Raw genomic sequence first — 26,826 nt, forward strand, 5'->3', positions numbered from 1 at the left:
GCCTATCGCAGCTGCGCCATGCGCGTGCGCACGCGCGCCACAAACGCCTCGCGCTGCACCAGCGTCGCGCGGTTCATGTCGTACAGCGCGTGGTATTCGGCCTTCGCCTTCCAGCCGGTCAGCACGCGCAGGTAGCGCGTGACCGCCATGCGCGGCGGATCACCCATCAGCAGCGCCGTCCACCAGGGCCGGCCATAGGTCACCACGCCGGCGATGCGGCGGATGTTGGTCAGCGCGGGTTTCGCGACGCCGTCCTGCAAGGTGAACGACACGCCGGGTAGAAACACGCGGTCGAAGAAACCCTTCAGGATCGCCGGCGGGCCGAAGCACCAGGTCGGGAAGACGCAGACCATCGCCTCCGCGGCCTGCAGGCGCGCGACCCAGGGGGCGACCAGGCGCTGGTTCAGTGCGGGATCGTGGTAGTCGCGGCGTTCCGCGGCCGACAGCACGGGGTCGAAGCCCTCGGCATAGAGGTCGCAATCGTCGACCTCATGCCCGGCCTGCACGAGGCCGTCGAGCGCGGCGCGATGCAGCGCGGCGTGGAAGGAATCCGGCAGCGGATGCGCGTAGAGCACCAGCACGCGCATCAGGCGCGGCCCGTCAGCACCGCGATGTCCTCGGGCGGCAGCGTCACCGGCGTGCCGTTGCGGATGAGTTCCGCGAAACCCTCGTTCGGTGTCATCAGCGTGAGGCAATAGAGCTTCGTCGTGCCGGTATTCTCGACCACATGCTCGACGCCGGGGCGCAGCACGAAGCAGTCGCCAGGACCGATCGGCATGGACTTCCCGTCGGCGAAAGCGGTGCCGGTGCCGGACAGCACGAAGAAGCATTCCTCCGCCGCGCTGTGCGTGTTGGGGGGTGTCTTGCCGCCGGGCTCGAAGATCTCGACCACCAGCGTGAAGGACACGCCATCGGCCAGCGGATCCAGCAGGCAGGCGAAATAATTCGTATCGGTCGGCGTGATGCGGAAGCCACGCAGGTCGGCCGCGCGCTTGCCGATGACGGGGGCGCTCATCATGGGGCGATCGCCTTTGCCAGGTCGGGGGATTGCAGGGTGAAGCCGAAGATCTGGTGGATGTTGAGGATCGTCGCGTCGTGGCAGAAGCGCGGGTTGGTCGTGGCCGCGCAATCCTCGACCAGCAGCGTGTCGAAGCCGGCGAAGTTCGCATCGGCCAGCGTGTGCAGCACGCATTGGTCGAGGTTCACGCCGGCGAACAGGAGCGTCTCGATGCGCAGGTTGCGCAGGATGCTGTCGAGCGGCGTATCCCAGAACCCCGACATGCGGTGCTTGTCGACGCGGATGTCGCGCGGGTCCGGCGCCAGTTCATCCACCACCTGCGCCGACCACGATCCGCCTTGCAGTACAGGGCTGCCGGTGGCGGGTAGCGCATCGCCCAGCCCCGTGCCAGTGCCGGACCCGTTGTAGACATGCAGCAGCGCCGGCGAGAGGTTCAGCCGATCCGGCCGGCTGCCCCAATTCACCCAGACCACTGGCACACCCGCGCCGCGCAGCACCGGCAGCAATGCTGTCAACGGTGCGATCGGGGCGCGCGCGGGTTCCACATCCACGCCGATCGACGCGAGCCACCCATCGCGGTGACAAAAGTCGTTCTGCATGTCGATGACGATGAAGGCGGTGCGCGCCAGGTCGAAGGCGACGCGCTTCGGTCGCGCCGCGACGTCCACGCGGCGCTCCTGCAAGGCAGGGCGCATCAGTTCGGCAGCATCGGCCGACACGCGCCAGGTGTTGCGTCGTGATGGCCCGATCGGGATCATGCGGCGATGCTCCGGCGGAGACCACGATGCGCGTCCTGATGATCCACTGCCACCCGCGGGCCGACAGCTACTCCGCCGCGCTGCGCGACACGGCGGCGGCGGCGCTGAAGGCCGCCGGCCATGCCGTGGACATCCGCGACCTCTATGCCGAGGGCTTCGCCGCCGCGCTGAGCGCCGAAGAGCGCGCCCGATACCACACCGAGGGCGACAACGAAGCCGGCATCGAGGACCACGTCGCCGCGCTGCGCTGGGCCGAGGCGCTGGTGCTGGTCTATCCAACCTGGTGGTACGGCATGCCGGCACTGCTGAAGGGCTGGTTCGACCGCGTGTGGTCGCCCGGCGTGGCGTTCCGCCTGGGCGCCGGCGCGATCGAGCCGCTGCTGACCAACATCAAGCGCATCGGCGTGGTCACGACCTATGGCTCGCCGTCCTGGCTGCTCTGGTATATCGGCTGGCCGGACCGCAAGCTGATCGGGCGCGGCATCCGGCGCCTCTGCGCGAAGGGCTGCGGGCTCGACTGGGTCTACCTGAACGCGATGGACCAGCGAAAGCCCGCCGAGCTCGACGCTTTCGTGGTGAAGGTGCGCAACCATTTCAGCCGCTGGTGAACAAGTGGTCGAGCTCCCGCCAATCGGGCAGCTCGGCATCCAGCACGCGACCGGCACGAAGCACGATGCGGTCAGCCTGAGGACGTGACAGAAGCTCGGTCATCACACGGCCGCGGAAAAGGATGAGGTCGGCGGCAGCGCCCACGCGGATCAAGCCATGGTCGTGCAGACCCAGCGCGGCCGCGGGCGTGGCAGCCGCGGCGCGCGGCCAATCCCCGAAGGGATGGTCAAGATGCAGGATACGCGTCGCTTCGCGCACCACCTCGACCATGTCCAGGTCGCCATAGGCGTAGAACGGGTCGCGTGTGTTGTCCGACGCGACCGAGACCGGCACGCCCGCCGCGCGCATCTCATGGACGAGCGTGACGCCACGCCAGCGCGGCGTGCGGCCGGGCACGCGGTCCTGCAGGTACATGTTGCACATCGGCAGGACGATGACGGCGATGCCGGCCTCGGCGCACAGGTGGATGGTCTCGGCCGCGAATTCGTCGGGGTGCAGGGACAGCGCGCAGCAATGGCCGCACTGGATCGGGCGCTTGAAGCCGCGCTTCAGCGCGGTGGCGGCAATCTCGCGCAGCGCGCGGGCGCCGGTCTCGCCGCTCTCGTCCACATGCAGGTCAAGCGTGAGGTCACGTTCCTCCGCCAGCGCGAAGAAGCGGTCCAGCATCGGCTGAAAATCCGCGGGCAAATCATCGTGCAGCCCACCGGTCAGGCGCGTGACCATGCCCAGAACGCCACCCGACTCCGCTACGATATCCGCCAGTGCCGCGCCTTCCTCCCCGGCGAAACGATCGAGCGGCGCGATGGACGAGGCCTGCAGCGTGATCCGCCCGGCCCAGTCATCGCGCAGCGCGCGGAACATGGCCCAGGCATTCGGCGCATGCGGCATGTAGCTGTCGAGATGGGTGCGCAGCGCGACGGTGCCGTGGGCATGGGCGGCGCGGAGCGCGAAATCGGCACGCGCGCGCATGTCTTCGATCGACCATTTCGCGCCGCGGTCGGCCATGACGGCGCCGATCGCGCCGCCGAAGGTGCCGTCCGGATTCGGCATGCGCGGCCAGATATGGCCCTTGTCGATATGCGTGTGGCCATCGACCAGGCCGGGCCAGATCTGCCCGCCATCGAGCGAGAGCCCGTCGGGCGCGCTACCGGCCGGTGCCACCGCGGCGATGCGCCCCGCCGCGACGGACAGGTCCACCCGCACGAGCCCCTCGCGGTCGACCGGCCCGGGCGGCGGCGCATCCAGCAGGCAGGCCGGCACGCGCGCATCCCGCAGCCAATACGCCGCACCCGCATTCGCCAGCGCCCCGCGCAGTATCGTCATCGCCTGGCTCATCGCCGGTCACCCCGTCCCATCGCGCTCTCGTGCCACTTGCGCAGCAGCAGGTGTGACAGCAGCGTCAGCGCGAGGAAGATCGCGATCCCCGTCCCGCTCACCAGCACCAGCGCGGCGAACATGCGCGGGATCTGCAACTGGTAGCCGGCCTCCAGGATGCGGTACGCGAGCCCGGAAGCGCTCCCCCCCGTCCCGGCCACGAATTCCGCCACGATCGCCCCGATCAGCGCCAACCCGCCCGAAATCCGCAGCCCCGCCAGGAAGTAAGGCAGCGCCGAGGGCAGCAGCAGGCGCACCAGCACCTGCCAGCGATTGGCGCGATACAGCCGGAACAGGTCGATCAGGTTGTGGTCTGCCGAATTCAACCCAACCGTGGTGTTCGACAGGATCGGGAAGAACGCCACGATCCAGGCGCAGATCAGCAGCGATATCGTGACGTCGTTCACCCAGATGATGATCAGCGGCGCTATGGCGACGATCGGCGTCACCTGCAGGATGACCGCGAAGGGAAACAGCGATAGCTCGATGATGCGCGACTGCGCGAACAGCACCGCCAGCGCCAGCCCCAGCACGGCGGCCACCGACAGCGCCATGAAGGTGATCTTGAGCGTGATCAGCAGCGAAACCGACAGGGACCCCCAGTCCTTCACCAGCGTCTGCGCCACCAGCACCGGGCCGGGCAGGATGTAGTGCGGGATCTCGTTGATCCGCACCACGGCTTCCCAGGCGCCGAGAAACAGGAAGGCGATGACCGTCGGCGCGAGGATGCGCAGCCATGTCTCGGCATCCACGATGCGCGGCATGGCACGTTCGGGGGTCGGTTCGTCGCTCATGCGGGGCGCTCGGCGGGGTTGATGGTGGCCGACAGCGCGGCGGAGACGGTGCGGCAGTGGTCGGCGTAGAGCGCGGAGGTGCGGAAGGCTTCGTCACGCGCGCCCTCGACGGCGACCGCGACTTCCTCCGCGATGCGGCCGGGCCGCGGCGCCATCACCACGATGCGTTCGGCAAGAAAGACGCTCTCGAACACCGAATGCGTCACGAACACCACTGTGAAGCGGTCGGCCGCCCAGAGCTGCAACAGGTCGTTGTTCAGGCGGAAGCGGGTGATCTCGTCCAGCGCGGCGAAGGGCTCGTCCATCAGCAGCAGGCGCGGGCGCGTCACCAGCGCCCGGGCAATGGAAACGCGCATGCGCATGCCGCCCGACAGCGCGCGCGGATACGCCTTCTCGAAGCCCTTCAGTTCGACGCGTGCAAGCCATTCGGCCGCGCGGTCCTCGGCCTCGGTACGATTCACGCCGGCCAGTTCCAGCGGCAGCGTCACGTTGCGCATGACTGTCGCCCAGGGCATCAGCGTCGGTTCCTGGAACACGAAGCCGATGTCGCGCAGTGGGTCGCCCGAGGCGTCATGCGCCGCCTGCGGCCAGTCGATGCTGCCCGATGACGGCGCCGACAACCCGGCCAGGATGCGCAGCAGCGTCGACTTCCCGCACCCCGACGCACCCAGCAGTGCCACGAACTCGCCCTGCCGGATCGACAGGTCGATCCCGTTCAGCGCCAGCGTGCCGGTACGGTAGCGCTTGGTGACACCGCGCAGCGCGACCAGCGGGCGGGCTTGCGTCAAGCCAGGCCCACCCGCTTGTTCACGAACTGCAGCGTGTACGCGCGCTTGAAATCCAGGCCCGGCGGCATCGCACCGGCATCTCGCATGGTGGTGTAGAAATTCTCCCAGCGCGCATCGGTCATGGCGCCGATGCCCAGCGTCTCGGCATCGCCGGACATGACGATGCCGCGTTCGTTCATCACGCGCACGGCGTAGGCGATGCGATCCGCCGTCATGTCGGGATTGTCGCGCATGATCAGGCGGTTCGCCGCCTCGACATCCTGGCCGCGCATGTATTGCGACCAGCCCTCGATGGTGGCGTTCACGAAGCGCTGCACCAGGTCGGTCTTCTCCGCCACCATGCGGCGCGAGACGTCGATCGTGGTCTGGTAATTCGGGAAGCCGGCATCGGCGATCAGGTGCACGCGCGGGCGCGCCCCGCCCGCGATGGCCGAGAACGGCTCGGACGACAGGAAGCCCTGCTGGATGGCGCCCTTGTCGGCAAGAAAGGGCTGGATGTTGAAGGTATAGGGGCGGATCTGGTCGTCGGTCAGGCCGAAGCGCGCGCGCAGGAAGGGCCAGTAGGTCACGCGCCCGCCGGCGCCGATCAGGATCGGGCGGCCGCGCATCTGCTCGAAGCCGGTGATATTGGCTTCCTCGTGGCTCATCAGGATCTGCGGATCCTTCTGGAAGATCGCGCCGATGGTCAGGAAGGGCACGTTCTCGCGCACGAAGTTCAGCGCCTGGAAGCCGTTCGACATGACCATGTCGACGCGCCCGGCCAGAAGCAACTGCGCGGGGTTCTGCTGCGGCCCGCCCATGCGCAGGTCGCATTCGATGCCGTGGCGCCGGTAGATGCCGGCGGCGACCGCCTGGTAGTAGCCGCCGTGTTCCGCCTGGGCGCGCCAGTTGGTCTGGAAGGACACGCGGTCGAGCGTTTGCGCTGCCGGTACCCGCACCCCGCCCATCGCCACCAGGGCGAAGCCCGCCGCGCCCTGCAGCGCCGTCCGGCGCTCGATCCGGTACCTGGTGCGCATCTCTGCCTCCGTCTGCATGTCGCCTGCGCGCGATAGCGCAAAACCGCGTTCGCCGCAGCAAGCCACGGCAGGCAGCCACAACAGCAAGCCACATGCCATGGAGGCGTGCGGATCGAGGTCCGGGCGAAGACCGCCGGCGCCCGCCGCTTGGGCATTCGGCGCAGGACTGCCCGCCGATCGCGCAACCGTGTCGTCCGCGCCGCATCGCCCGATCGGTCCCTTGATGGCATGGTTCTTGGTATCCATGCGCATCCCCGGCGATCGGTTCCCGTGACACATCTCCTGCTCGAACGCCTGACCAAGCGCTACGGCGCACAGACCGTGGTCGATGGCCTCGAACTCGATGTCGCGCGCGGTGAGTGCATCGCGCTGCTCGGGCCCTCAGGCTGTGGCAAGACCACGACGCTGCGCATGGTGGCCGGCTATGTCAGCCCCGACGCCGGGCGCATCGTGGTGGATGGCCGCGCGATCGAACGCGCGCCGCCGCACAAGCGCAATATCGGCATGGTGTTCCAGAACTACGCGCTGTTCCCGCACATGACCGCGGCAGGCAATGTCGCCTTCGGGCTCGAGATGCAGGGCATCGGCCGTGCCGAACGCGACGCGCGCGTCACCGAGGCGCTGGCCATGGTTGGCCTTGCCGCCTTCGCCGCACGCTACCCGGCGCAGCTCTCCGGCGGCCAGCAGCAGCGCGTGGCACTCGCGCGCGCGCTGGTCATCCGCCCGGCCCTGCTGCTGCTGGACGAGCCGCTGTCCAACCTCGATGCCGGCCTGCGCGTGGAGATGCGGCAGGAAATCGCCGCGCTGCGCCGGCGCACCGGCATCACCACGCTGTTCGTCACGCATGACCAGGAAGAAGCGCTGGCGCTGGCCGACCGCATTGCCGTGATGCACCAGGGCCGCATCGTGGAATGCGCGCCGCCCGAGGAACTGACCGAGCGCCCGCGCCATGTTTTCACCGCGGGCTTCCTGGGCGCGCGCACCGTTCTGCCGGGCCGCTTCGCCGATGGCCTGTTCCAGGCCGCCCCGGGCCTTGCCATCGCCCCGCCCGCCGACGCGCCGGCGCGGCCAACGCACCTGGTGCTGCGCGCGGCGCGCCTGCGCCTGGCAGCGGATGACGGGACGCTGCTCGCCGCGCCGGGCCGCATCGCGGAAGCCGCCTGGCTCGGCGACGAGATCCACTACGAGGTCATGCTCGATGCCGGCCCGCGCATCCGCGTGCTGCGCCCCACCACGGAACCCGCGCTGCCGCCCGGCACGGCGGTCACGCTGGCTGCCGGCGCCGATGCCCTCACCTTCCTGGACGATTTCGGAGACACGCCATGACCAGCACCACCCGTCGCCTGTTGCTCGGTGCCGGCGCCGCCGCGCCCTTCGCCTTCGTGCGGTCCGCCGTCGCGCAGATCCGCCGCGGGGATGAACTGACGGTCGGCGTCTGGGGCGGGATGCAGGAACGCATCCTGCGCGAATTCGTCGCCACGCCGCTGGAACAGCAGCATGGTGTGAAGATCAACTTCGTGCTGGGCGGCACGCCGGAACGCCGCGCGCGCGCCTATGCAGAACGCGGCCGCCCGTCCTTCGACATCGTCTACCTGAACATCTTTGAAAGCCGCCAGGCGGTGCGCGATGGCGTGACGCAGGCGCCGACCGACCGCGTCGCGAATGCCGCGAACCTGTATCCAGTCGCGAAACTCGGCGGCTATGGCGTGGCCTTCAACCCGGTGACGATCGTGTACGACCGCCGCGCCGTGGCATCCCCCATGACGTCGTGGAAGGATTTCTGGCGTCCTGACCTGCGCGGCAAGGTGATCTGGCCGACCTATCCGGGCGCGCAGGGCACCGCGGCGCTGCTGATGGCGGCCAAGATCTGGGGCGGCAGCGAGAACGACATCGACCCCGCCTTCCGCCAGATCGCGGCGCTCAAGCCCTTCGCCGCAATCCAGGGCAGCCAGGACCAGCTCTACACCATGTTCGACCAGCAGGTCGGCGCGGCCAGCGTCGAGTTCGGGTCCTTTACCCGCGCCTATGCCGAATCGCGCAACCCCAACATCGTCATTGCCGACCCGGTCGAGGGCCAGGCCATCGCCACCAACGTGGCGTGCATCACGGTCGGCACGCAGAAGCAGGCGCTGGCCGAGGCCTGGATCAACCTGCATCTGTCCCCAGAATGCCAGCGCGCCTATGCCGAGCGCATCTACTACAGCCCGACCATCCGCAACCTGACCCTGCCTGCAGACCTCACCGCCAAGCTGGTGATGGGCGAGGAAGCGGTCAGCAAGCTGGTCGACTTCGACTGGGATGTCGTGATCCGCAACCAGCCGCGCTGGTCGTCGCGCTTCACGCGCGAGATTGCCGGGTGAGCCAGCCTTGTGGCGGCGCACGGTCGGTGCGCCGAGGCCGCGAATACGGCCCGCCGACAGCCCGGCGTCATGGCGCGATCGTGCCTCCCGCGCGGTGCCGAGCGGCCCCGAAGGGTCGCGCCCGCCGCTTGCGAAACGCATGAAGGCAGCATCGACCGGCCCGGTGCTCGCCGCCCCGTATTTCCTCTGGCTGATGGCAGCCTTCGCCGCTCCGCTCGGCGCGGTCGCGCTGCTCTCGGTGCAGGAGAGCAGCGAATTGTTCGCGCCGCTCTCGTTGAACCCGTCCGCCATCCAGTACCTGGACCTGGCGACCGACCCGTTCAGCCGGCGCACCATCCTGCGCACCTTGGCGCTGGGCGCCTGCGTCACGCTGGCCTCCGCCATCCTGGGCTACCCCATCGCATTGTGGCTGACGCGCCTGCCGCCTGGCTGGCGGCCGCTCGGCTTCGCCTGCGTGCTGGTGCCACTGCTGACCAACGTGGTGGTGCGCAGCCTCGGCATCATCCTGCTGCTGGCGCCGGGCGGGCTGGTGTCGAATGCGCTGGCGTTGCTCGGCCTGCCTCGGGTCAACCTGCTGTTTGGCTGGTTCGCCGTCGGCCTCGCGCTGACGCAGGTGTTCCTGCCCTACATGGTGCTGGCGCTGTACGACGTGCTGGAGGCGCAGGAGAAGCGGCTGGCGGAAGCCGCCGCGGGCCTCGGCGCCGGGCCGGTCGTGACCTTCTTCCGCGTGACGCTGCCGCTGTCGCTGCAGGGGCTGCGCGCGGGCGTCGTCATCGTCTTCCTGCTGTCGTCCACTGCCTACGTCTCGGCCACGCTGGTGGGCGGGCGCCAGGTCATGGTCAGCGGCATGGTGGTGCTGAAGGAGGGGCTGGAGATCCTGAACTACCCCGCCGCATCGGCACTCGCGATGGTGATGCTGGCGGCCTCGGTGCTCGTCACCTTCCTGATCGGCCGCGCGATTGGCTTCGCTACGCCCTGGATCGCCGCACGCCCGCCGCGGCGGCTGCCGTCCATGCCGCGCGTGCTGGTCGCGCTGCTGGAAACGATCGGCCCAGCGGTATCCCGCATCCTACTGGCCATCGCGCTGCTGCTACTGCTGTTCCCGCTGGTGCTCGTCGCGGTTTCGTCCTTCAACAATTCGCCCCAGGCGACGGTCGCGCAGTGGCTCGGCTTCACCTGGCGGTGGTATGCGGCGGTGCTCGACAACGACCGCTACCTGGCCGATGCCTGGGTCAGCCTGAAGCTCGGCCTCGCCGCCACCGTCGTCTCGCTCGCCATCGCGCTGCCGGCAGCACTCGCCCTGGTGCGCGGCACCTTCCCGGGGCGCGAGGCGCTGTCCGCCTTCTTCATGCTGCCGCTGGCATTGCCAGGCATCGCCATCGGGCTGGGCATGCTGCGGCTGCTGCAATGGTTCACCGCGCTGCCGGCCTTCCTCGGTATCCTGGCCGTGCATGTCGTGCTGGTCGCGCCCTTCATGCTGGCCATGCTGCGCGCGTCCGTCGCCGCGCTGGACCGCGGGCTCGAGGAAGCCGCCAGCGGCCTCGGCGCGCCGCCCTGGCGGGTGTTCCTGCGCATCGTGTTGCCGCAGCTGGCCCCGGGCATCGCGGTGGCCTGCCTGATCGGCTTCCTGATCTCGTTCGGGGAGGTCACCGTCACTGCCTTCCTCACCACCGCACGGCTACAGACGCTGCCGGTGCGCCTCTATGCCGAGGCGTCGTTCAGCCTCGAGAACACCATCAACGCCATCTCCACCGCCTTCATCCTGCTCACGGTCGCGCTGTTGCTGCTGATGCACCGCCTGGTGCCGCTGGATCGGGTCTGGCGGCGATGACAGGATGCGCGCCATGCTGACCGACACCGACGCCACGCTGCTCCGCCGTGCCATCTCCCTGGCGGCCGAGGCGCGCGCCCGCGGCGACCGCCCCTTCGCGGCCGTCATCGCCGGCGCCGATGGCGCCGTGCTGGCGGAGGCCGGGTCGATGCAGGGCGCGTCGGGCGCGGGCACGCTGGCGCATTCCGAGATGAACGCGCTTGGTTCCGTACTTGCCGCCGGCGTGCCGCGTCGCGTGCTGCGCGCCGGCACCATGTATTCCTCCGGCGAACCCTGCGCGATGTGCGCGGCCGCCGCCTTCTACGCCGGAATCGGGCGCGTGGTGTACGGGCTCTCGGCGCAGGCCATCCTGCATCTGCGCAACGCGCAGGCGCATACGGCGGGGCTGGCACTGTCCTGCCGGGCAGTGCTGGAGACAGCTGCCGAACACGTCGAGGTCGTCGGGCCTTGCCTGGAAGACGAGGCAGCCATCCCGCATCAGGGGTATTGGACGACCGGCGCGGCATAGGCACCGCCATCAAGGCGCTGCGTGAACGAATCCGAAACCCCGCCCGGTTAGGATGCGCCCGCTGCAGGAGGCAGCGTGCATGTCCGACCGGACCTTCCGTGCCCTGACCGGCGGCGACAGCCCGCGCGTGAAGGTCATCGACATCGGCGCCAACCCGATCGATGCCGACCCGCCCTATGCCGCCATGCTGCGCGCCGGCGACGCCGAGGTGGTCGGCTTCGAACCCAACGCCGCGGCGCTGGACCTGTTGAACACCCGCAAGGGCCCCTACGAACGCTATTTCCCGCACGCCGTAGGCGACGGCCGGCGCCACGCCCTACATATCTGCCAGGCCCCGGGCATGACCTCGCTGCTGGAACCGGACCCGGCCGTGCTCGGCCTGTTCCACGGCTTTCCCGACTGGGGCCGGGTCCTGTCCACCGAACCGGTCGACACCGTACGCCTCGACGATGTGCCCGAGACCGCCGGAGCCGATCTGCTCAAGCTCGACATCCAGGGTGCGGAGCTGATGGTACTACGCCATGCCGAAGCCCGGCTGCGCGACGTGGTCGTGATCCAAGCCGAGGTCGAATTCTTGCCGCTCTACAAGGGCCAGCCGCTGTTCAGCGACATGGACATCTTCCTGCGCGAACGCGGCTTCGTGCTGCACCGCTTCTTTCCCGCCGTCAGTCGCGCCGTCCAGCCCATGATGGTGAATGCCGACCCTTACGCCGGGCTCGGCCAGCTGGTCTGGGCGGATGCCATCTTCATCCGAGACTTTGCGCGGCCCGAGGCGCTGACTGACCGGCAGCTGATGGCGATGGCGGCGATCCTGCACGATTGCTACGCCGCCTATGACATCGCGTTTCGCCTCGTCGCGGAACATGACCGTCGCCGCGGCACCGCCCATGCCACGGCCTACCTCGCCGGCCTGCAATCCCCGCTGCCCCGCGCGGCCTGACACGGAGGCAAGACGCCCCATGACCCTGACCGCCGAGGCCCCGCCGACATTGCGCAGCCTTCTGCATGTCGGCTGCGGCATGCCCGACCCGCGCAAGCTGCCCCCCGCCTTCTTCGCGCCCGGCGAATGGCGCGAGGTGCGGCTCGACCTTGATCCCGGTGTTGCGCCGGACATCGTCGCCTCCATCACCGATATGGCGATGGTCGAGACGGCCTCCTTCGATGCCGTCTGGTCCGCCCACAACCTCGAGCACCTGTTCGCACACGAGGTGCCGCTCGCGCTGCGCGAATTCCGCCGCGTGCTGCGCCCCGGCGGCTTCGCGCTGATCACCCTGCCCGATCTGCAGCGCGCGGCGGAGCTGGTGGCGCAGGACCGTCTCGCCGAACCCGCCTATGTCTCTCCTGCCGGGCCGATCGCGCCGCTCGACATGCTCTACGGCCATGGCGCGGCGATCGCGGCGGGCAATCACTTCATGGGGCACCGCACCGGCTTCACCGCGCGCACGCTGGAAGCCGCGCTGGTCGCCGCGCGCTTCGATGCCGTGCGGGTCGTGCGCGATGACGCCTACGCGCTCTGGGCCACGGCCAGTGTCGCCGGCTGACCCTGGCGCCCGGCGCCTGGCGTGACGCCGAAGGCCGCACGATAGGCCGCTCCGAAGGCCGGCGCGCTGGCATACCCGACCGCGGCGGCGGCCTGCGCCGGCGCCATGCCGTTCGCCAGCAGCGCCGCCGCCTCGGTCAGGCGGAGCGCCTGGCGCCAACGGGCGAATCCCATGCCGGTCTCGGCGCGGAACAGCCGGCGCAGCGTGCGCGGGCTCGCGCCGGTCCGGACTGCCCAGTCATCCAGCGTCAGCGCGCTGTCGGGCTGCAGCGCCAGCGCGGCCGCCAGGCGCAGCAGCCGCGCATCGCGGGGCTGTGGCACCGCCAGGGGCAGCGTCGGCGCGCGGGCGATCTCCTCCAGGATCAGCGCGGCCAAGTGGCCGCCGCGACCCTTCTCGTCCCATTCCAGCGGCTCGGCGCAGGCGGCCAGGATCAGTTCGCGCAGCAGGGGCGCGACGGACAGCACCGCGGGATGCGCCGGCCCAGCCGCTGCCGCATCCGCGCGAAGGAACAGCGCGCGCATCGCCAGGCCGCGGGGCATCGCCACAGCATGCGGCAGTCCGGCCGGGATCCACAGCGCGCGCGCCGGCGGCACGGTGAAGCGCGCGGCATCCGTCGTCACGCGCATGATGCCGGCGGTGGCGTACAGCAGCTGCGCGCGGTCGTGGCTGTGGCGCGGCACCGCCTCGCCCTCCGCGTAATCGCGTGCGAAGGCGGCCAGCGGGCGGTCCACCCGGTCCTGGGGAATGTCGCGCCGCGGCGCCTGGCCGTCTGCCGACAGGATTTGGCCTGACGTCGCCATGCGGCCGAGCGTAGCCTGCGGCCATACCCGGGCGGAAGTCCCGGCATTCGAGGACCAGCCATGACCGCGGCCCAGCGCCAGGTGGTGTTCATCAACGCCGCCCATACCTTCACCCATTACTGCCTGCTGATCCTGGCGACCGCCGTGCTCGCCATGGTCACGCAGGACCGCGAGACCTTCGGCGCCGACTACGGTCCGATCCTCGCCCTCGGTACGGCGATGTTCGTGACCTATGGCCTCGGCGCCCTGCCCATGGGCTGGCTCGCGGACCGGCTTGGCCGCCGCGCGCTGATGACGGCCTTCTTTCTCGGCACCGGGTTCTTCATGGGGGTGGCCGGTCTCATGGACAGTCCGGCGACCATCGGCATCGCGCTGGGTCTGATGGGTTGCTTCGCCGCCATCTACCACCCGATCGGCACCGCCGTGCTGGTCGAGGCAGCGGGCGAACGCGTCGGCCGCGCCATGGGCATCAATGGCGTCTTCGGCAATATCGGCGTCGCGACAGCGCCGGTTGTCACCGCCTTCGTTGCTGCTGCGCTGGGCTGGCGCTGGGCCTTCATCATCCCGGGCATCGCGTGCTTCGCGGTTGGCCTGCTGTACATGCGCGAACCGGAATTCGACGCGGTCAAGGCCGGCGGCGGCGCGCGCCCCTTCCCCGAGATCCCCCGCAGCGTGGTGCGCCGCGCCGTGCTGATCCTGATGTCCATCGCCGCCGTGTCGGGGCTGGTGTTCAACGCCTATACGTTGCTGATCCCGAAGCTTATGCAGGAACGCCTGGCCAATAGCCCGGACCTGCTGCCGGTGGTCGGCCTGCTGGCCTTCCTGGCCACGATCTGCGGCGGTCTCACGCAATACACGGTGGGGCACATCATCGACCGCACCACGCTGAAGCGCGTGTTCATGCCGCTCGGTATCGCGGTGGTGCCGGGGTTGTTCGCCCTGTCCTTCCTGGATGGCTGGCTTGTGCTGCCGGTCGCCGGCCTCGTCGCCGCCTGCGTCTTCGGCCAGGTCACGGTGAACGAGACCATGACGGCCCGCTATGTCGCGCCGCAGTTGCGCGCGAAGCTGTATTCGATCCGCTTTACCGTCGGGTTCCTGGGGGCAGCGGTCGCTTCTCCGCTGGTCGGCTTCCTGCACGAGGCGACCGGATCCTTGGCGGTGGCGATGCTGGTATTGGGCGGCTTTGCCATGGTCACGCTGGTCTGCGCCTTCGCCTTCCCCGACCGGCCGGAGGAACTGAAGCCGGAACTCTGGGCCAACGCCCCAGAATTCGCGCCCACGACCCGCCCCGGCGTGGTTGCTGCCGAGTAGTCGCCGGAACCGCCTCGGTTCGCCTTACTGTCACCGGTATCTTCGCCCGACCAGGGGTGTCCAGCGGATAGGGCGCTCCGCCTTATCCTGGGCTGGCTGCGAGGCGGTCCAAGGCCTCCCGCACAACTCCGGCCGCGACCTGTTGCAGCGCATGCCAGGCAGCCCCAGCCGCGGGCCCGGCGCTGCCCAGCGGAAAGATCGTCACGAGCTGCGGTTCCGGCGCGCCAGGCTGCGGCCCACGCCACTGCACACGCACCATCGCCGCGCCGGGTAGGCGCTGGACCGCCAGGCGCGCGGCAGTCTCGGCGGCCTGACCGCGGCCCTCCAGCCGATGCGCTTGCAACAGATCCTGCGACAGGATGACCACGGCATCGAAGCCGACCCGCGCGACGCTGGCACCCTCATCCGTTTGAGACGACATGCCTCGCAGATGGATCGCCTGTTGCCGGTTTGCAAACCCGGCGCCTGCCGCTGCGGAGCAGATCCGCGGCCCTCCCTCTTGCAGGAAAAGCGACGGCCGGGCTTGCTGTGCTGATGCGCCTTCTCACCGGTCACGCTCGCCTTGCCGGGGTTCTCGGCTGGCCCGTCTCGCATTCCCGTTCGCCCCGCCTGCACGGCCATTGGCTTGCGACCCTTGGTATCGATGGCGCCTACCTGCCCTTGCCGGTACGTCCCGACCGTTTCGAAGGGGCGGTGAGGGCGCTGGCCGACCTTGGCTTTCAAGGGGCCAACGTCACCATTCCCCACAAACAGGCCGCCTTCGGCGTCTGTGACGTTGTGGACGCCACCGCCCGCCGTGCCGGTGCGGTGAATACCCTGGTCTTCCGCGACGGACGCATCGAGGGTTCCAACACCGACGGCTTCGGCTTCCTGGAGAGCGTGCGCGCCGGTGCACCGGGCTGGCAGCCCACCGCTGGCCCTGCCGTACTAATGGGTGCCGGCGGGGCAGCCCGCGCCATCGCTGCTGCACTGGTCGACGCCGGCTGCCCGCGCGTCACGCTGGTGAACCGATCGCGCGTGCGGGCCGAGGCCCTGGCCCAGGATCTCGGCGGACCGATCACCATTGCCGACGCACCGCCGCTGGCCGATGCCGCCTTGCTGGTGAACACGACCTCGCTCGGCATGCCGGGCCAGCCGGTGCTTGCCATCGACCCGGCTTCACTGCCCGCTACCGCGGTGGTCGCCGATATCGTCTATGTCCCGCTTGAGACTCCCCTATTGGCCGCGGCCCGTGCCCGCGGCCTGCAGGCCGTGGATGGCCTCGGCATGCTGTTGCACCAGGCCCGCCCGGGCTTCGAAGCTTGGTTCGGCGTCGCGCCTGCCGTCGACGCAGCGCTGCGCGCCGTGGTCGCCGCGGATATTCCAGCGCGATGATCGTACTCGGCCTGACCGGCGGTATCGGCATGGGCAAATCCACCGCCACGGCCACGCTGCGGCGGCTGGGCGTACCGGTCTTCGATGCAGATGCCGCGGTGCACAGGCTGCAGTCGAAAGGCGGCCGCGCGGTGGTGCCGATCGCCGCTGCCTTTCCCGGCACCGTGCGTGACGGGCGCGTCGACCGCGAGGCGCTGCGCCGTGCCGTGATCGGCAACACCGATGCACTGCGGCGCCTGGAACGCATCGTTTGGCCGTTGGTGCGGGACGAGGAACGGCGCTTCCTCGCGCAGGCCCGCCGCAGCGGGGCCCGCATCGTGGCTCTCGACGTGCCGCTGCTGTTCGAGAATGGCGGGCAGGGACGGGTGGATCAGGTGGTGGTGGTCTCGGCCCCTGCGGCAGTGCAGCGCGCCCGCGTGATGCGCCGGCCCGGCATGACAGCGGAACGCTTCGCGGCCATCCATGCGCGGCAGATGCCGGACGCCGAGAAAAGACGGCGCGCGGATCATGTGGTGCGCACGGGGCTGAGCAGGTTCTTCGCACAGGCGGCAGTGCGGCGGATGATCAAGCGGATGCGGGGCTCTGCCCCGCGATCAAGGGGCCGACGGGCCCTTTGATCGCGGGGATTTTGGCTTCGCGCCGAACCCTGGTAGGTCGGATGAATGCGGCAGATTATCCTCGATACTGAGACGACAGGGCTCGATCCCCTGCAAGGGGACCGCATCATCGAGGTTGCGGCTGTCGAGCTGGTGAACCTGCTGCCGACCGGGGCGGTGTTCCATCGCCTTGTAGATCCGCAGCGCGACATCCCGGCCGAGGCCACGCGCATCCATGGCTTCACCAATGGAGATTTGGCGGGCAAGCCCCGCTTCCCCGAGATCATCGCGGAATTGGTCGCGTTCCTGGGCGATTCTCCGATCATCGCCCACAACGCGCCTTTCGATTTCGGCTTCCTCGATGCCGAATTCCGCCGCGGCGGGGCGCCGCCGCTCGACCGCAGCCGCATGATCGACAGCTTGGCCTTGGCCAAGCAACGCTATCCGGGGATGCCCAACAGCCTCGACGCCCTGTGCCGGCGTCTGGGCATCGACAACTCCATGCGCACTGCCCACAACGCGATCCTGGACTGCCGCCTCCTGGCCGAGGTCTACCTCGAACTGATGGGTGGCAAGCAGCCGGGTTTCGACCTGGCGGCAGCGCTGGCGAGCCAACGCCAGGTGATCGCGGTCCAGGACGCCATCGCATGGACCCCGCACCCGATCGAGCCGACCGAGGCGCAAGTCGCGGCGCACACGGCCTTCCTGCAGACCAAGGTCAAGGATGCGGCGTGGCTCAAACAGCCCTTCGCCGAAACGCCGCGGGTTCCGTGATTCGCATCCTGCTCGGCATCATGCTCGGTCTGGTGCTGGGCTGGGTCGGCACCGCAGCGGCCGTTCTCCTTTATGGCGAACTCGCCCGTGTCAGCCAGGCGGAAGGTGCCTTCGCGATGGGCGCCATCTTCGTGGCGGGGCCGGCTGGCGCGGTCGCGGGCGCCGTCCTGGGTGGGGTGTTGGGGGCAAGCTGGAACCGCCATGTTCACCGCCGCATGCCCCAGTCAGACGGACCCGCCTGACCGGGTGAAGATTCCAGCGGAAGCCGCCGCCGAGATCGTCAGGCAGACCGCAGGATCCGCATCAGCTGCGTGACATGCTCTGGCGGCGTCTGCGGCACGATCCCGTGGCCCAGATTGAAGATGTACGGCCGTCCGCGCATCGCTCCCAGGATCGATCGTGCCTCGGCTTCCAGCGCGGCCCCGCCCGCCACCAACGCCAGCGGATCAAGGTTGCCCTGCAGCGCCATGGTGGCGGGCACTGCCTGCGCCGCCCAGCGCGGATCCATCGAGGTGTCGATCGCCGTTGCATCCACCCCGGCCCGTGCGGCGTAGTCGGTCAGCAGCGGTCCGGCGAGGCGCGGGAAACCGATCAGCGGCACGCCAGGGCAGCGCTTGCGCAGCGCCCGCGTGATCGCCGCGGTGGGTTCGATCACCCATCGCCGGAACTGGCCGGGCGACAACATGCCGGCCCAGGAATCGAAGATCATCAGCGCCTCGGCGCCGGCTTCCACCTGCGCCACCAGGTATTCCACCGTGGCGTCCTGCAGCGTGCGGATCAACCGTCCGAACAGCGCTGGGTCCTGGTAGGCGAGGCTCCGCGCGACCGGGAATTCCTTGCTGCCCTTGCCTTCCAGCATGTAGCAGGCGACCGTGAAGCAACCGCCGGCGAAGCCGATCAGCGTGGTGCGCGGCGCCTCGGTGGCCAATCCTTCGCGTACCCGCGCAACCGTCTCGAATACCGGGGCAGCGCGCGCCACCACCACGGATGGGTCGAGCGCGGCGATCGATTCCGGCGTGCGCAGGGGTTCGAGCAACGGCCCCTCGCCCTCCGCGAAACGCAGCGGCTGGCCGAGTGCCCACGGGATCATCAGGATGTCGGAGAACAGGATCGCCGCTTCCATGCCGTAGCGCCGGATCGGTTGCAGCGTGACCTCGGCCGCCAGCGGCGGGGTCGTGCAGAGGCTGATGAAATCCCCGGCCTGCGCCCGGAGTTCGCGGTATTCCGGGAGGTACCGCCCTGCCTGGCGCATCAGCCAGGCAGGCGGCGGCCATACCGCTTCGCCGCCCAGGGCGCGCAGAAGGGGCTTGGCCGGGATGGTCGGGCGTTCACTGTCCATGCCCAACCCTTCGCAGGGAATCAGAGTTTAAGGAAGGGTGTGAAGGCAGTTGGGGGTGTGGATGACGGGGATGCAGCCCATCCCCAGGCTGGAGCACCGGCTGTCCACCCCGGCCTGGCATGGCTAGGCCAGCGCCGAGCAGGGCTTGTGCGACCTGTCCACATCATCCCCAGGCACAGGGTCCGGTCCATACAGGCCGGACCGGCGTGGTACGACGAATCACGATATCCCCCGGCGCGGCCCCCCGGCATGATTCCGTCCCCGCCATCCACAGCGAAGCGCGCTACTGTCCCCACGATGATCCACCGCCAGATCAACCTCCATCTTGTCTCGGACTCCACCGGGGAGACGCTGAACTCGATCGCCCGCGCCACGCTCGCGCGGTTCGACGACCATCACGTCATCCATCACCGATGGTCCCTGGTGCGGTCCCGCCTGCAGCTCGACCGTGTGCTCGAGGGCATGGAGCACGAGCCTGGCCCGGTGCTCTACACCCTGGTCGATTCTAGCCTGCGCCTGGCGCTCGAGGAACATTGCGGCCGGCTAGGCCTGCCCTGCTTTTCGCCGCTCGATCCGGTGATGGACCTGCTGCAGGGCGCACTCGGTGCCCGGGCCAAGGAAAAGCGCGCCGCGCAGCACGTCATGGATGCCGACTACTTCCGCCGCATCGATGCCATGCACTACGTGCTGAGCCACGATGATGGGCAGGGCACGCTCGGCATCCGCAATGCCGATGTGGTGCTGGTCGGTGTGTCGCGCAGCAGCAAGACACCGACCTGCTTCTACCTCGCGAACCGCGGCATCAAGGCGGCCAACGTGCCGCTGGTGCCCGGCGCGGCCGTGCCGGATGCGCTGGAGAACCCGCCCTGTCCGGTGGTCGGCCTGCACATCGAGGTGAATGCCCTGATCGACATCCGCCGCCATCGCCTCAAGATCATCGGTGCGGGCGGGGTGCGGCAGGATGCCACCGACTACATCGACCCCGAGGCGGTGAAGGCCGAGATCGTCGCCGCCCGGCGTCTATGCACAGCCCGCGGCTGGCCGGTGATCGACGTGACCCGCCGCAGCATCGAGGAAACCGCCGCCACCGTGCTGCAGCTGATGGAAGCCTGGCACGCGCGCCGCAAGGATGCGGCGGCGCCACCGCCGCCCGACGACCCCGCCGCCGGCGTGATTGGTGTGGGCAGCCCGCGCGCATGATGCAGGCGGACATGCCCCGGCTGGTATTGGCATCGGCGTCGATGGCCCGGCGCGCACTGCTGGATGCCGCCGGTCTGCGCTTCGAAGCGCTGCCCGCCGCCGTTGACGAGGCCGCCATCAAGCAGGCTGCCCAGGCGGAGGACATCCCCGCCGCCGATACCGCGATGATGCTGGCCGATGCGAAGGCCGAACGGATCGCGCGGCGCGACCCCGAGGCCCTGGTCATTGGCTGCGACCAGCTGCTGGTCTGCGACGGCCGCTGGTACGACAAGCCGCCGGATATTTCCGCCGCCCGCACGCAGTTGCTGGAATTGCGTGGCCGGACGCATGATTTGGTGACCGCAGTGGTCTGCCACCGCCATGGCGCGCGGGTGTGGCAGCACCTGGCAAGGCCGCGCATGACGATGCGGCAGTTCAGCGATGCCTTCCTCGACGCGTATCTGACGGCCGAGGGGGATCGCGTGCTGGGTTCGGTCGGGGCCTATCGGCTCGAAGGCCCAGGGGTGCAGTTGTTTGCGCGCATCCAGGGAGACCAGGCTGCCATCCTGGGCCTGCCGCTGATGGAATTGCTCGGCTTCCTGCGCCAGCACGGGGTGCTGCCCGACTGATATCAACGACGCGCCTAGTGGCGTTTCCACACTACTGATGCCTGGCGCAAACCCTTGGCTTTGCGGGATCATCCGCAGCAATCATTCGGGGGTCTGGCACGCGTCAGGCGCCCGGGGCGTTGGTCCAATGACCGCTACGCGATCACCGCCCGTACAACGAGCATCGCCACCAGCCCGGCCAGGAGCGCGGGCAATAACCGCCGTCGTATCGCGAGGCAGGCGGCCACGCCAACGCTGAGCCCCGCCATCCGCGCCGCCAGCGGCACCTCGGCCAACGCACCGGCAGGCGCCACAATGGCGAGTGCCACGAAGGCCGCGAGTGTCGCCTGCGCCACTGCCGTCGCCCAGGCGATCGCCGGATGGTCCGTGGTCAGTCCGCCCGCCAGCCACACCCCCGCCAAGCGCAATCCCAGGCAGGCCGCGGCGGTCAGGACCAGTGCCAGATCAGGGGGCGCCATGGCGCCGCCCCAGCAGGAAGGCCACCGTGCCACCCACCAGCCCCGCCGCCAGCAGCGCGACCGCGGCCGGCAGCACCAGCGCAACAGAAGCCGCCGCCACCCCGCACAGGATCGCGCGCCGCGGCGCGGGGCGATCGAGATCCGTCGCCAACAACAGCGCATAGTAGAGCGGGTTCACGAACAGCAATGCTGCTCGTGCGTCAGGACCGAGCCCGCCGGCCACGAAGAATCCGCCCAGCGCGGCAAATCCTGCCACCACCCAGGATGTCAGCCCGAAGCCCAGGAACCAGGCAACGCGGTCGGGCCGATCCACTGCCGGCAAGGCCCGCATCGCCGCCGCCCAGGGCGTGACGGCAATGAACGGTACTGCCGGCAGCAATCGCCAGCGATCGCGCGCTGCAAGCACCGGCGTGATCGACACCGCCATGGGCAGGAAGCGCGCATTCACCGCGACCGCCCCCAGCACCGCAACCCCGACCCCGCCGGCCCATCCCCCCGCTGCCGCCTGCACCAGCACAAGCTGCCCCGGCATGCCATAGATTCCCCAGCAGGCGAGCAGCGCCCAGCCGGGCGAAAGCCCCGCTTCCTGTACCGCCGCGCCGAAGGCCAGGAAGGTCGCCGCCATCGCGACGCCCGGCGCGCCAAGCGCTTCGCGCAAACCGGGGAGGAGGGCAGAGGGCAGCACGCCCCCATGTTGCCACGCGCGCGGCGACGCGACAGGGCGTGACAGCCCGCGACCGGCAACACCATGATCGCGGCAGAACAAACACGGGAGGATGCCCGGTGCTCCGTCGCCGCATCGTGCTAGCCGCTGGCCTGTCTCTGCCGGAACTGGCGCGCGCGCAGGGCTTCCCGCCGCGTCCTGTCCGGATCGTGGTGCCCTTCCCCGCTGGCGGCCCGACCGATGCGATCGCCCGCATGGTGGCCCAGCAGCTGGAGGCAGCCTGGAGCCAGTCCGTGGTGGTGGACAACCGCCCCGGCGCGGGCGGTAGCACGGGCAGTGCCATCGTCGCACGGGCGGCGCCGGACGGCCTGACGCTGCTGGTCACGGCCAATTCACACGCGATCAATCCGTCGGTGCTTCGCAACCTGCCCTTCGACACGGTGCGCGACTTCACTGCGATCTGCCGCTTGGCCGATGCACCCTTCCTGCTAGTGGCGCATCCCGGCTTGGGCGCGCGCACCTTGCCGGAATTCGTGGCGGCAGTGCGGGCGAAACCTGGGCAGCTCAACTACAGCTCGGCCGGCCACGGGACAGGCAACCACCTGACGATGGAGCGGCTGAAGCAGGCGGCGGGGCTCGACATCACCCATATTCCCTTCAATGGCGCTGCGCCGGCGACGACCGCGCTGCTGTCCGGGCAGGTGCAGGCGCTGGTGAACAACCTGGTGAATTCGCTGCCGCATATCGCGGAGGGGAAGATGGTGCCGATCGCGATCGGCAGCGCCGAACGCCAGGCCGTGCTGCCCGATGTCGTGCCCTTCGCGGAGAACTACCCAGGGTTCCTGTCGATGAACTGGTACGGCGCCTTCGGCCCGGCCGGGATGTCAACTGCGCTGGTGGAACAGATCAACGGAGCGATGTCCCGCGCGGTTCGGATGCCTGTGGTGGCCGAACGCCTGCGTGCGCAGGGAATCTCGCCCGCCGGCGGCCCGGCAGAGGCCTTCGGGCGGGAGGTCACGACGGAGGTCGCGGAATGGGGGCGCGTGACGCGCGCGGCCGGGATCCAGCCAGAATAGGGCACGCGCGCACCGGGCAACCGTGGCCTGGTGGTGACGCGTGTCGCATTCGATCCAGGGCGTCATCGCGCCCAGCACGGCAGACGGGATGCCATGGTTGACGCGGCACCGGTCATCCGAGCGACCACACGCCATTGCCGTCGCAGGTTCCACTGGACCATGCGCTGTTCTAGGAAACCGCGGCGGGGCCGCCAAAGGGGCGCTCGCCGCGACCCCCTCCCGGATACGGATGCTTGCCGTGACGTTGACGCTTTATCCCGCCATCGATCTCAAAGGCGGCCAGGTGGTCCGGCTCAAGCGTGGCGAGATGGACCAAGCCACGATCTACGCCGACGACCCTGCCGCCCAGGCGCGTGCCTTCATCGAGGCTGGCTTCGGCTGGGTGCATGTGGTCGACCTGGACGGCGCCTTCGCCGGCAAGCCCGCCAATGCCGAGGCGGTGCGCGGAATCCTGGCGGCTGTGCCGGGTGCGCAGGTGCAGCTGGGTGGCGGCATCCGCACCATGGCGGTGGCAGAAGCCTGGCTGGCCGCCGGGGTGGCGCGAATCATCCTGGGTAGCGCCGCGGTGAAGGACCCGGTGTTTGCCCGCGCGGTTTGTCGCGCCTTTCCGGGGCGCGTAGCGCTGGGCATCGATGCGCGGGATGGCATGGTGGCGACCGAAGGCTGGGCGGAAACCAGCGACGTGTCCGCGACCGACCTCGCGCGCCGCTTCGAGGACAGCGGCGCAGCGGCGGTGATCTATACCGACATCGCACGGGACGGGATGCTGGGTGGCGTGAATGTAGAGGCGACGGCGGCACTGGCACGGGCGGTGGCGCTGCCCGTGGTCGCAAGCGGCGGGGTGGCGGGCGTTGAGGATTTGGTCGCGCTGCGCGCGGTGGGCGCGGGCATCGAGGGGGCAATCATTGGCCGCGCGCTGTATGATGGGCGGATCGACGTGACGGCGGCGTTGGCGGCGGCGCGGTAGCCCGCCGGCGGCCATGTCCCGCCGAATCGCGCCGCGGATGCCTTGAGGCTCGGCGCGGGCCGCCGCGACAGCATCGCGGAACGCGGCATCGGCGAGATCATCCCGGCGCAGGCGACTGGGCACCACACCCGCCCCGTCGTACGGCGCAAGGTCCGAGATCCGGGGGCGTGCCGCGAAAAGGCCGCGGACACGGCCGCAAGCAAATTACGCGCACTGATCGACACCGGCTTCATGGGCATGATCCTGCCGCGCCACCGGGACCACGAACAAGCAGCCGCTATTTGCCGCCCCCACCCCCATCCGACCCGCCGCTGCTCGACGAACTGCTGCTGTCGGAGGACCCACCCCCACCATCGCCGCTTCCGCCCCCGCCGAACCACGAGCCGCCGGATGACCCGCCATCCTCGTGCCGCTTCTCATTCTCCGCCATCAGAAGTGTCGCGGCACCAGCAGTGCCTGCGGTGGTTGCGTTGCGGCGGTCGTCATCAGTGTCGGACTCATGTTGGGTGTCATCATCGTCGCGCTCGCGCCGAATGCCGCGTCGCTCCAGCACCCGTTCATAGGCCGCCCGCTTGCGCGCGCCCCACCAGAAGCGGGGCGAGGCGCGCGCAATCTCCGCCTCGGTGAAGGTGAAGCCGTCCTCGATCACGCCCAGGCCCTGCACCATCCTGCTCCCTGGTCAGCACGCATTCACTTGACCGACGCATCATTCGGCCGCAATCGCTTGCGTTTCCAGTGCGGTGCGTCACCTCGCGCCGGAATCCGAACAAGATGGAAGGTCATCCGATCCCGTGCTCGCACTGCGCGTCATTCCCTGCCTGGATGTGAAGGACGGTCGCGTCGTGAAGGGCGTGAACTTCGTCGCCCTGCGCGACGCCGGCGATCCGGTCGAGCAGGCCCGCGCCTACGACGCAGAGGGCGCCGACGAGGTCACCTTCCTCGACATCACCGCCAGCCACGAGAACCGCGACACCATCCTTGATGTGGTCTCGCGCACCGCCGCACAGGTCTTCATCCCGCTGACCGTGGGGGGCGGGGTGCGCTCGGTCGAGGATGCGCGGCGCCTGCTGCTGGCCGGGGCCGACAAGGTCTCGATCAATTCCGCCGCGGTGGCCGACCCCGAGGTGGTGCGCCGCTGCGCCGAGGCCTTCGGCAGCCAGGCGATCGTCGTTGCGATCGACGCCCGCCGCCGCACGACCGGCGAGGGCTGGGAGGTCTTCACCCATGGCGGCCGCCGCGGCACCGGCATCGACGCGGTGGACTGGGCACGCCGCGTGGAAGCGCTTGGCGCCGGGGAAATCCTGCTGACCTCGATGGATCGCGACGGCACCAAGCAGGGCTTCGACCTGCCGCTGACGCGCGCGGTGCGCGCGGCCGTCCGCCTGCCCATCGTCGCCTCCGGCGGCGTCGGTGCGCCGGAACACTTCGCCGAGGGAGCGCTCGCCGGTGCCACCGGGCTGCTCGCCGCTTCCGTCTTCCACTACGGGGAATTCCGCATCGCTGATGCCAAGGCCGCGCTCGTCGCGGCGGGCCTGCCGGTGCGCCACGCCCCGCGCAGCATGAGGGCCGCGTGATGGGCAAGGCCGCGAAAAAGAAGACATCCGCCAAGAAGGCAACGCCCAAGCAGCCTGCGCCGAAGAAATCCGCCGCGAAGAAAGCCGCGCCCAAGAAGGCCAAGCTGCCGGTGCCGGCGGTGGTGCGCGACACTGCGGCAGCCCGCAAGGCCAAGCTGCCCAAGCCTGTGCGCAAGGCGGAAAAGCGGCTGCTTGCGCCGCTCGCGCCTGACATTGCCGGTGCGGATGCCGCCATCCTCGACCGGCTCTGGCAGGTGGTCGAGGCGCGGCGCCGGGCGGGCAGCGCCGCCACGTCGCATTCTGCCAGGCTGCTCGCCCGCGGCACCGCGAAGGTCGCGCAGAAGCTCGGCGAGGAAGCGGTGGAATGCGTGATCGAGGCCGCCACCGGCAATCGCGCCGCGACCGTGCTGGAAAGTGCGGACCTGCTTTATCACCTGGTGGTGGTCTGGGTGGATGCCGGCATCGCGCCGGCCGAGGTCTGGGCCGAGCTGGCGCGCCGGCAGGGCATTTCAGGCATCGCCGAGAAGGCGTCGCGCCCTCAGGGCATCCTGCGCGCGGCGGGCACCACCAAGCTGCCGTGACCGCGCCGCGCATCCGCCCTGCGCGGACGGAGGACACGCCCGCCATCGCCGCGCTGCTCGACTCCGCCTTCGAGGATCGCGCGGAATCTGCGCTGGTCGCCGCATTGCGCACCGAGGGCGCCGTGGCGGTCGAACTGGTCCTCGACGCCGATGAGGGCCTGCGCGGCCATGTCATGTTCACCCGCGCGCCGATCGGCGAGGCAGCGGTGCTGGCGCTGGCCCCGCTCGCTGTCGCTGCTGATGTGCGGCGGCGAGGGTTGGGCGCGGCGCTGGTGCACGCGGGGCTGGTGGCATCGCGCGATGTGGGCGCGGCCGCGGTGCTGGTGCTTGGCGACCCCGCCTACTACGCGCGGTTCGGCTTTGCGCCGGCGCAGGGCATCACCGGCGCCCCCTGGTGCGCGCACCCGGCCTTCCAGGCGTTGTCGCTCGTGCCTGGGCGGGCCGTGCCACACGGCGTGGTCCGCTACGCTTGCGCCTTCGGCGCGCTGGGCGAGGATGCACGCGAAGGAGACCCGCCATGTCCGTGACCGGCCTGCCGCCCTATGACGACGCCAACATCTTCGCCCGCATCCTGCGCGGGGAGATTCCCTGCAAGCGCGTGGAGGAAAGCGACCACGCTCTAGCGTTTCACGACATCAACCCGCAGGCGCCGGTCCATGTGCTGGTAATCCCGAAGGGGCGCTACGTGTCGGTGGCCGACTTCTCGGCGCATGCGACCGAGACCGAGGTCGCCGGCTTCTGGCGCCTGGTGGGAAAGGTGGCGAAGGACCTCGGGCTCGAGGCCGGCGGCTATCGCGTCCTGACGAACATGGGCGTGGATGGCGGGCAGGAAGTGCCGCATTTCCACGTCCATATCTTCGGCGGGCGATGGATCGGCCGGATGGTGCCGCGCGCGGAAGGCTGAGCC

General features: G+C 69.7%; 33 protein-coding genes. 20 read left to right on the plus strand and 13 right to left on the minus strand.

The window, feature by feature from the left end:
• Nucleotides 1-2: 2 nt before the first annotated feature.
• The 3 genes from MWM08_RS25490 to MWM08_RS25500 are packed head-to-tail and all read right to left on the minus strand — an operon-like array spanning nt 3 to nt 1,776.
• The gene (locus MWM08_RS25490; protein WP_244457270.1) at nt 3-587 is read right to left on the minus strand and encodes an NAD(P)H-dependent oxidoreductase; all 585 of its coding nucleotides are present in this window, start codon (nt 585-587) and stop codon (nt 3-5) included.
• Nucleotides 587-1,015: a cupin domain-containing protein gene (locus tag MWM08_RS25495; protein WP_244457271.1), complete on the minus strand. Its 429-nt coding sequence runs from the start codon at nt 1,013-1,015 to the stop codon at nt 587-589. The genes MWM08_RS25490 and MWM08_RS25495 overlap by 1 nt, the downstream gene beginning before the upstream one ends.
• The gene (locus MWM08_RS25500; protein ID WP_244457272.1) at nt 1,015-1,776 is read right to left on the minus strand and encodes a cysteine hydrolase family protein; all 762 of its coding nucleotides are present in this window, start codon (nt 1,774-1,776) and stop codon (nt 1,015-1,017) included. Before MWM08_RS25500 ends, MWM08_RS25495 begins: the two co-directional genes overlap by 1 nt.
• A gap of 26 nt (nt 1,777-1,802) precedes the next feature.
• Between MWM08_RS25500 and MWM08_RS25505 the strand changes: the two genes are divergently transcribed.
• On the plus strand, nt 1,803-2,384 hold the full coding sequence (locus MWM08_RS25505) for an NAD(P)H-dependent oxidoreductase (RefSeq protein ID WP_244457273.1): 582 nt from the start codon (nt 1,803-1,805) through the stop codon (nt 2,382-2,384).
• Here MWM08_RS25505 and MWM08_RS25510 read toward each other — a convergent pair.
• Genes MWM08_RS25510 through MWM08_RS25525 form a run of 4 tightly spaced genes read right to left on the minus strand, consistent with a single transcriptional unit; the run spans nt 2,371 to nt 6,357 of the window.
• Complete coding sequence (locus tag MWM08_RS25510; protein WP_244457274.1) at nt 2,371-3,708, minus strand: cytosine deaminase; 1,338 nt, start codon at nt 3,706-3,708, stop codon at nt 2,371-2,373. The genes MWM08_RS25505 and MWM08_RS25510 overlap by 14 nt on opposite strands.
• An 8-nt stretch (nt 3,709-3,716) precedes the next feature.
• Nucleotides 3,717-4,553 (minus strand): ABC transporter permease, encoded by an 837-nt coding sequence (locus tag MWM08_RS25515; RefSeq protein ID WP_244457275.1) that lies wholly within the window; start codon nt 4,551-4,553, stop codon nt 3,717-3,719.
• The gene (locus tag MWM08_RS25520; protein WP_244457276.1) at nt 4,550-5,341 is read right to left on the minus strand and encodes an ABC transporter ATP-binding protein; all 792 of its coding nucleotides are present in this window, start codon (nt 5,339-5,341) and stop codon (nt 4,550-4,552) included. The genes MWM08_RS25515 and MWM08_RS25520 overlap by 4 nt, the downstream gene beginning before the upstream one ends.
• Nucleotides 5,338-6,357, minus strand: coding sequence for an ABC transporter substrate-binding protein (locus tag MWM08_RS25525; RefSeq protein WP_244457277.1), 1,020 nt, complete (start codon nt 6,355-6,357; stop codon nt 5,338-5,340). Before MWM08_RS25525 ends, MWM08_RS25520 begins: the two co-directional genes overlap by 4 nt.
• A 270-nt stretch (nt 6,358-6,627) precedes the next feature.
• Between MWM08_RS25525 and MWM08_RS25530 the strand changes: the two genes are divergently transcribed.
• From MWM08_RS25530 to MWM08_RS25555, 6 genes are all read left to right on the plus strand, one after another.
• A complete protein-coding gene (locus MWM08_RS25530; RefSeq protein ID WP_244457278.1) occupies nt 6,628-7,683 on the plus strand; it encodes an ABC transporter ATP-binding protein in 1,056 nt (351 codons plus the stop codon).
• On the plus strand, nt 7,680-8,717 hold the full coding sequence (locus MWM08_RS25535) for an extracellular solute-binding protein (RefSeq protein WP_244457279.1): 1,038 nt from the start codon (nt 7,680-7,682) through the stop codon (nt 8,715-8,717). Before MWM08_RS25530 ends, MWM08_RS25535 begins: the two co-directional genes overlap by 4 nt.
• Nucleotides 8,718-8,856: 139 nt before the next feature.
• Nucleotides 8,857-10,548: an ABC transporter permease subunit gene (locus MWM08_RS25540; RefSeq protein WP_244457280.1), complete on the plus strand. Its 1,692-nt coding sequence runs from the start codon at nt 8,857-8,859 to the stop codon at nt 10,546-10,548.
• Nucleotides 10,549-10,561: 13 nt separating this feature from the next.
• Complete coding sequence (locus MWM08_RS25545; RefSeq protein WP_244457281.1) at nt 10,562-11,056, plus strand: deaminase; 495 nt, start codon at nt 10,562-10,564, stop codon at nt 11,054-11,056.
• A gap of 79 nt (nt 11,057-11,135) precedes the next feature.
• A complete protein-coding gene (locus tag MWM08_RS25550) occupies nt 11,136-11,996 on the plus strand; it encodes an FkbM family methyltransferase (RefSeq protein WP_244457282.1) in 861 nt (286 codons plus the stop codon).
• A gap of 19 nt (nt 11,997-12,015) precedes the next feature.
• Nucleotides 12,016-12,597 carry a class I SAM-dependent methyltransferase gene (locus tag MWM08_RS25555; RefSeq protein WP_244457283.1) on the plus strand — a complete coding sequence of 194 codons (582 nt, stop codon included), beginning with the start codon at nt 12,016-12,018 and terminating at the stop codon, nt 12,595-12,597.
• Here MWM08_RS25555 and MWM08_RS25560 read toward each other — a convergent pair.
• A complete protein-coding gene (locus MWM08_RS25560; protein WP_244457284.1) occupies nt 12,561-13,397 on the minus strand; it encodes a helix-turn-helix domain-containing protein in 837 nt (278 codons plus the stop codon). The genes MWM08_RS25555 and MWM08_RS25560 overlap by 37 nt on opposite strands.
• A 60-nt stretch (nt 13,398-13,457) precedes the next feature.
• On the opposite strand from MWM08_RS25560, the gene MWM08_RS25565 reads away from it, so the two are divergent.
• Nucleotides 13,458-14,708 carry an MFS transporter gene (locus tag MWM08_RS25565; protein ID WP_244457285.1) on the plus strand — a complete coding sequence of 417 codons (1,251 nt, stop codon included), beginning with the start codon at nt 13,458-13,460 and terminating at the stop codon, nt 14,706-14,708.
• Nucleotides 14,709-14,790: 82 nt separating this feature from the next.
• Here the strand turns inward: MWM08_RS25565 and MWM08_RS25570 are convergent, their stop codons facing one another.
• On the minus strand, nt 14,791-15,129 hold the full coding sequence (locus MWM08_RS25570; RefSeq protein ID WP_244457286.1) for a hypothetical protein: 339 nt from the start codon (nt 15,127-15,129) through the stop codon (nt 14,791-14,793).
• 113 nt (nt 15,130-15,242) lie between these two features.
• Here MWM08_RS25570 and MWM08_RS25575 point away from each other — a divergent pair, with 113 nt between their 5' ends.
• From MWM08_RS25575 to MWM08_RS25590, 4 genes are read left to right on the plus strand one after another with little or no spacing between them, the layout of a single operon-like run.
• Complete coding sequence (locus tag MWM08_RS25575; RefSeq protein ID WP_244457287.1) at nt 15,243-16,082, plus strand: shikimate dehydrogenase; 840 nt, start codon at nt 15,243-15,245, stop codon at nt 16,080-16,082.
• Complete coding sequence (coaE, locus tag MWM08_RS25580; protein ID WP_244457288.1) at nt 16,079-16,699, plus strand: dephospho-CoA kinase; 621 nt, start codon at nt 16,079-16,081, stop codon at nt 16,697-16,699. The genes MWM08_RS25575 and coaE overlap by 4 nt, the downstream gene beginning before the upstream one ends.
• 45 nt (nt 16,700-16,744) lie before the next feature.
• Nucleotides 16,745-17,452 (plus strand): DNA polymerase III subunit epsilon, encoded by a 708-nt coding sequence (gene dnaQ / locus MWM08_RS25585; protein WP_244457289.1) that lies wholly within the window; start codon nt 16,745-16,747, stop codon nt 17,450-17,452.
• A complete protein-coding gene (locus tag MWM08_RS25590) occupies nt 17,449-17,694 on the plus strand; it encodes a hypothetical protein (protein ID WP_244457290.1) in 246 nt (81 codons plus the stop codon). The genes dnaQ and MWM08_RS25590 overlap by 4 nt, the downstream gene beginning before the upstream one ends.
• A 38-nt stretch (nt 17,695-17,732) precedes the next feature.
• Here MWM08_RS25590 and hemE read toward each other — a convergent pair whose 3' ends face one another.
• Nucleotides 17,733-18,791 carry a uroporphyrinogen decarboxylase gene (hemE, locus tag MWM08_RS25595; RefSeq protein WP_244457291.1) on the minus strand — a complete coding sequence of 353 codons (1,059 nt, stop codon included), beginning with the start codon at nt 18,789-18,791 and terminating at the stop codon, nt 17,733-17,735.
• A gap of 297 nt (nt 18,792-19,088) precedes the next feature.
• Here hemE and MWM08_RS25600 point away from each other — a divergent pair, with 297 nt between their 5' ends.
• Nucleotides 19,089-19,991, plus strand: coding sequence for a pyruvate, water dikinase regulatory protein (locus MWM08_RS25600; RefSeq protein WP_244457292.1), 903 nt, complete (start codon nt 19,089-19,091; stop codon nt 19,989-19,991).
• Nucleotides 19,988-20,599, plus strand: coding sequence for a Maf family protein (locus tag MWM08_RS25605; protein ID WP_244457293.1), 612 nt, complete (start codon nt 19,988-19,990; stop codon nt 20,597-20,599). Before MWM08_RS25600 ends, MWM08_RS25605 begins: the two co-directional genes overlap by 4 nt.
• A 134-nt stretch (nt 20,600-20,733) precedes the next feature.
• Here the strand turns inward: MWM08_RS25605 and MWM08_RS25610 are convergent, their stop codons facing one another.
• Both MWM08_RS25610 and MWM08_RS25615 read right to left on the minus strand, forming a co-directional pair.
• Nucleotides 20,734-21,057, minus strand: coding sequence for a hypothetical protein (locus MWM08_RS25610; protein WP_244457294.1), 324 nt, complete (start codon nt 21,055-21,057; stop codon nt 20,734-20,736).
• Complete coding sequence (locus MWM08_RS25615; RefSeq protein WP_244457295.1) at nt 21,044-21,742, minus strand: AzlC family ABC transporter permease; 699 nt, start codon at nt 21,740-21,742, stop codon at nt 21,044-21,046. The genes MWM08_RS25610 and MWM08_RS25615 overlap by 14 nt, the downstream gene beginning before the upstream one ends.
• 98 nt (nt 21,743-21,840) lie before the next feature.
• Here MWM08_RS25615 and MWM08_RS25620 point away from each other — a divergent pair, with 98 nt between their 5' ends.
• Complete coding sequence (locus tag MWM08_RS25620; protein ID WP_244457296.1) at nt 21,841-22,797, plus strand: Bug family tripartite tricarboxylate transporter substrate binding protein; 957 nt, start codon at nt 21,841-21,843, stop codon at nt 22,795-22,797.
• A gap of 238 nt (nt 22,798-23,035) precedes the next feature.
• A complete protein-coding gene (gene hisA / locus MWM08_RS25625; RefSeq protein WP_244457297.1) occupies nt 23,036-23,764 on the plus strand; it encodes a 1-(5-phosphoribosyl)-5-[(5-phosphoribosylamino)methylideneamino]imidazole-4-carboxamide isomerase in 729 nt (242 codons plus the stop codon).
• 277 nt (nt 23,765-24,041) lie between these two features.
• On the opposite strand, the gene MWM08_RS25630 is transcribed toward hisA, so the two are convergent.
• Nucleotides 24,042-24,413 carry a hypothetical protein gene (locus MWM08_RS25630; RefSeq protein ID WP_244457298.1) on the minus strand — a complete coding sequence of 124 codons (372 nt, stop codon included), beginning with the start codon at nt 24,411-24,413 and terminating at the stop codon, nt 24,042-24,044.
• 142 nt (nt 24,414-24,555) lie between these two features.
• Between MWM08_RS25630 and hisF the strand changes: the two genes are divergently transcribed.
• The 4 genes from hisF to MWM08_RS25650 are packed head-to-tail and all read left to right on the plus strand — an operon-like array spanning nt 24,556 to nt 26,823.
• Nucleotides 24,556-25,338, plus strand: coding sequence for an imidazole glycerol phosphate synthase subunit HisF (gene hisF / locus MWM08_RS25635; RefSeq protein ID WP_244457299.1), 783 nt, complete (start codon nt 24,556-24,558; stop codon nt 25,336-25,338).
• On the plus strand, nt 25,338-25,919 hold the full coding sequence (locus tag MWM08_RS25640) for a phosphoribosyl-ATP diphosphatase (protein ID WP_244460031.1): 582 nt from the start codon (nt 25,338-25,340) through the stop codon (nt 25,917-25,919). Before hisF ends, MWM08_RS25640 begins: the two co-directional genes overlap by 1 nt.
• Nucleotides 25,916-26,446, plus strand: coding sequence for a GNAT family N-acetyltransferase (locus MWM08_RS25645; RefSeq protein ID WP_244457300.1), 531 nt, complete (start codon nt 25,916-25,918; stop codon nt 26,444-26,446). Before MWM08_RS25640 ends, MWM08_RS25645 begins: the two co-directional genes overlap by 4 nt.
• A complete protein-coding gene (locus MWM08_RS25650) occupies nt 26,437-26,823 on the plus strand; it encodes a histidine triad nucleotide-binding protein (protein WP_244457301.1) in 387 nt (128 codons plus the stop codon). The genes MWM08_RS25645 and MWM08_RS25650 overlap by 10 nt, the downstream gene beginning before the upstream one ends.
• Nucleotides 26,824-26,826: the final 3 nt, after the last annotated feature.

It is taken from the genome of Roseomonas fluvialis (assembly GCF_022846615.1).
Lineage (GTDB): Bacteria > Pseudomonadota > Alphaproteobacteria > Acetobacterales > Acetobacteraceae > Neoroseomonas > Neoroseomonas fluvialis.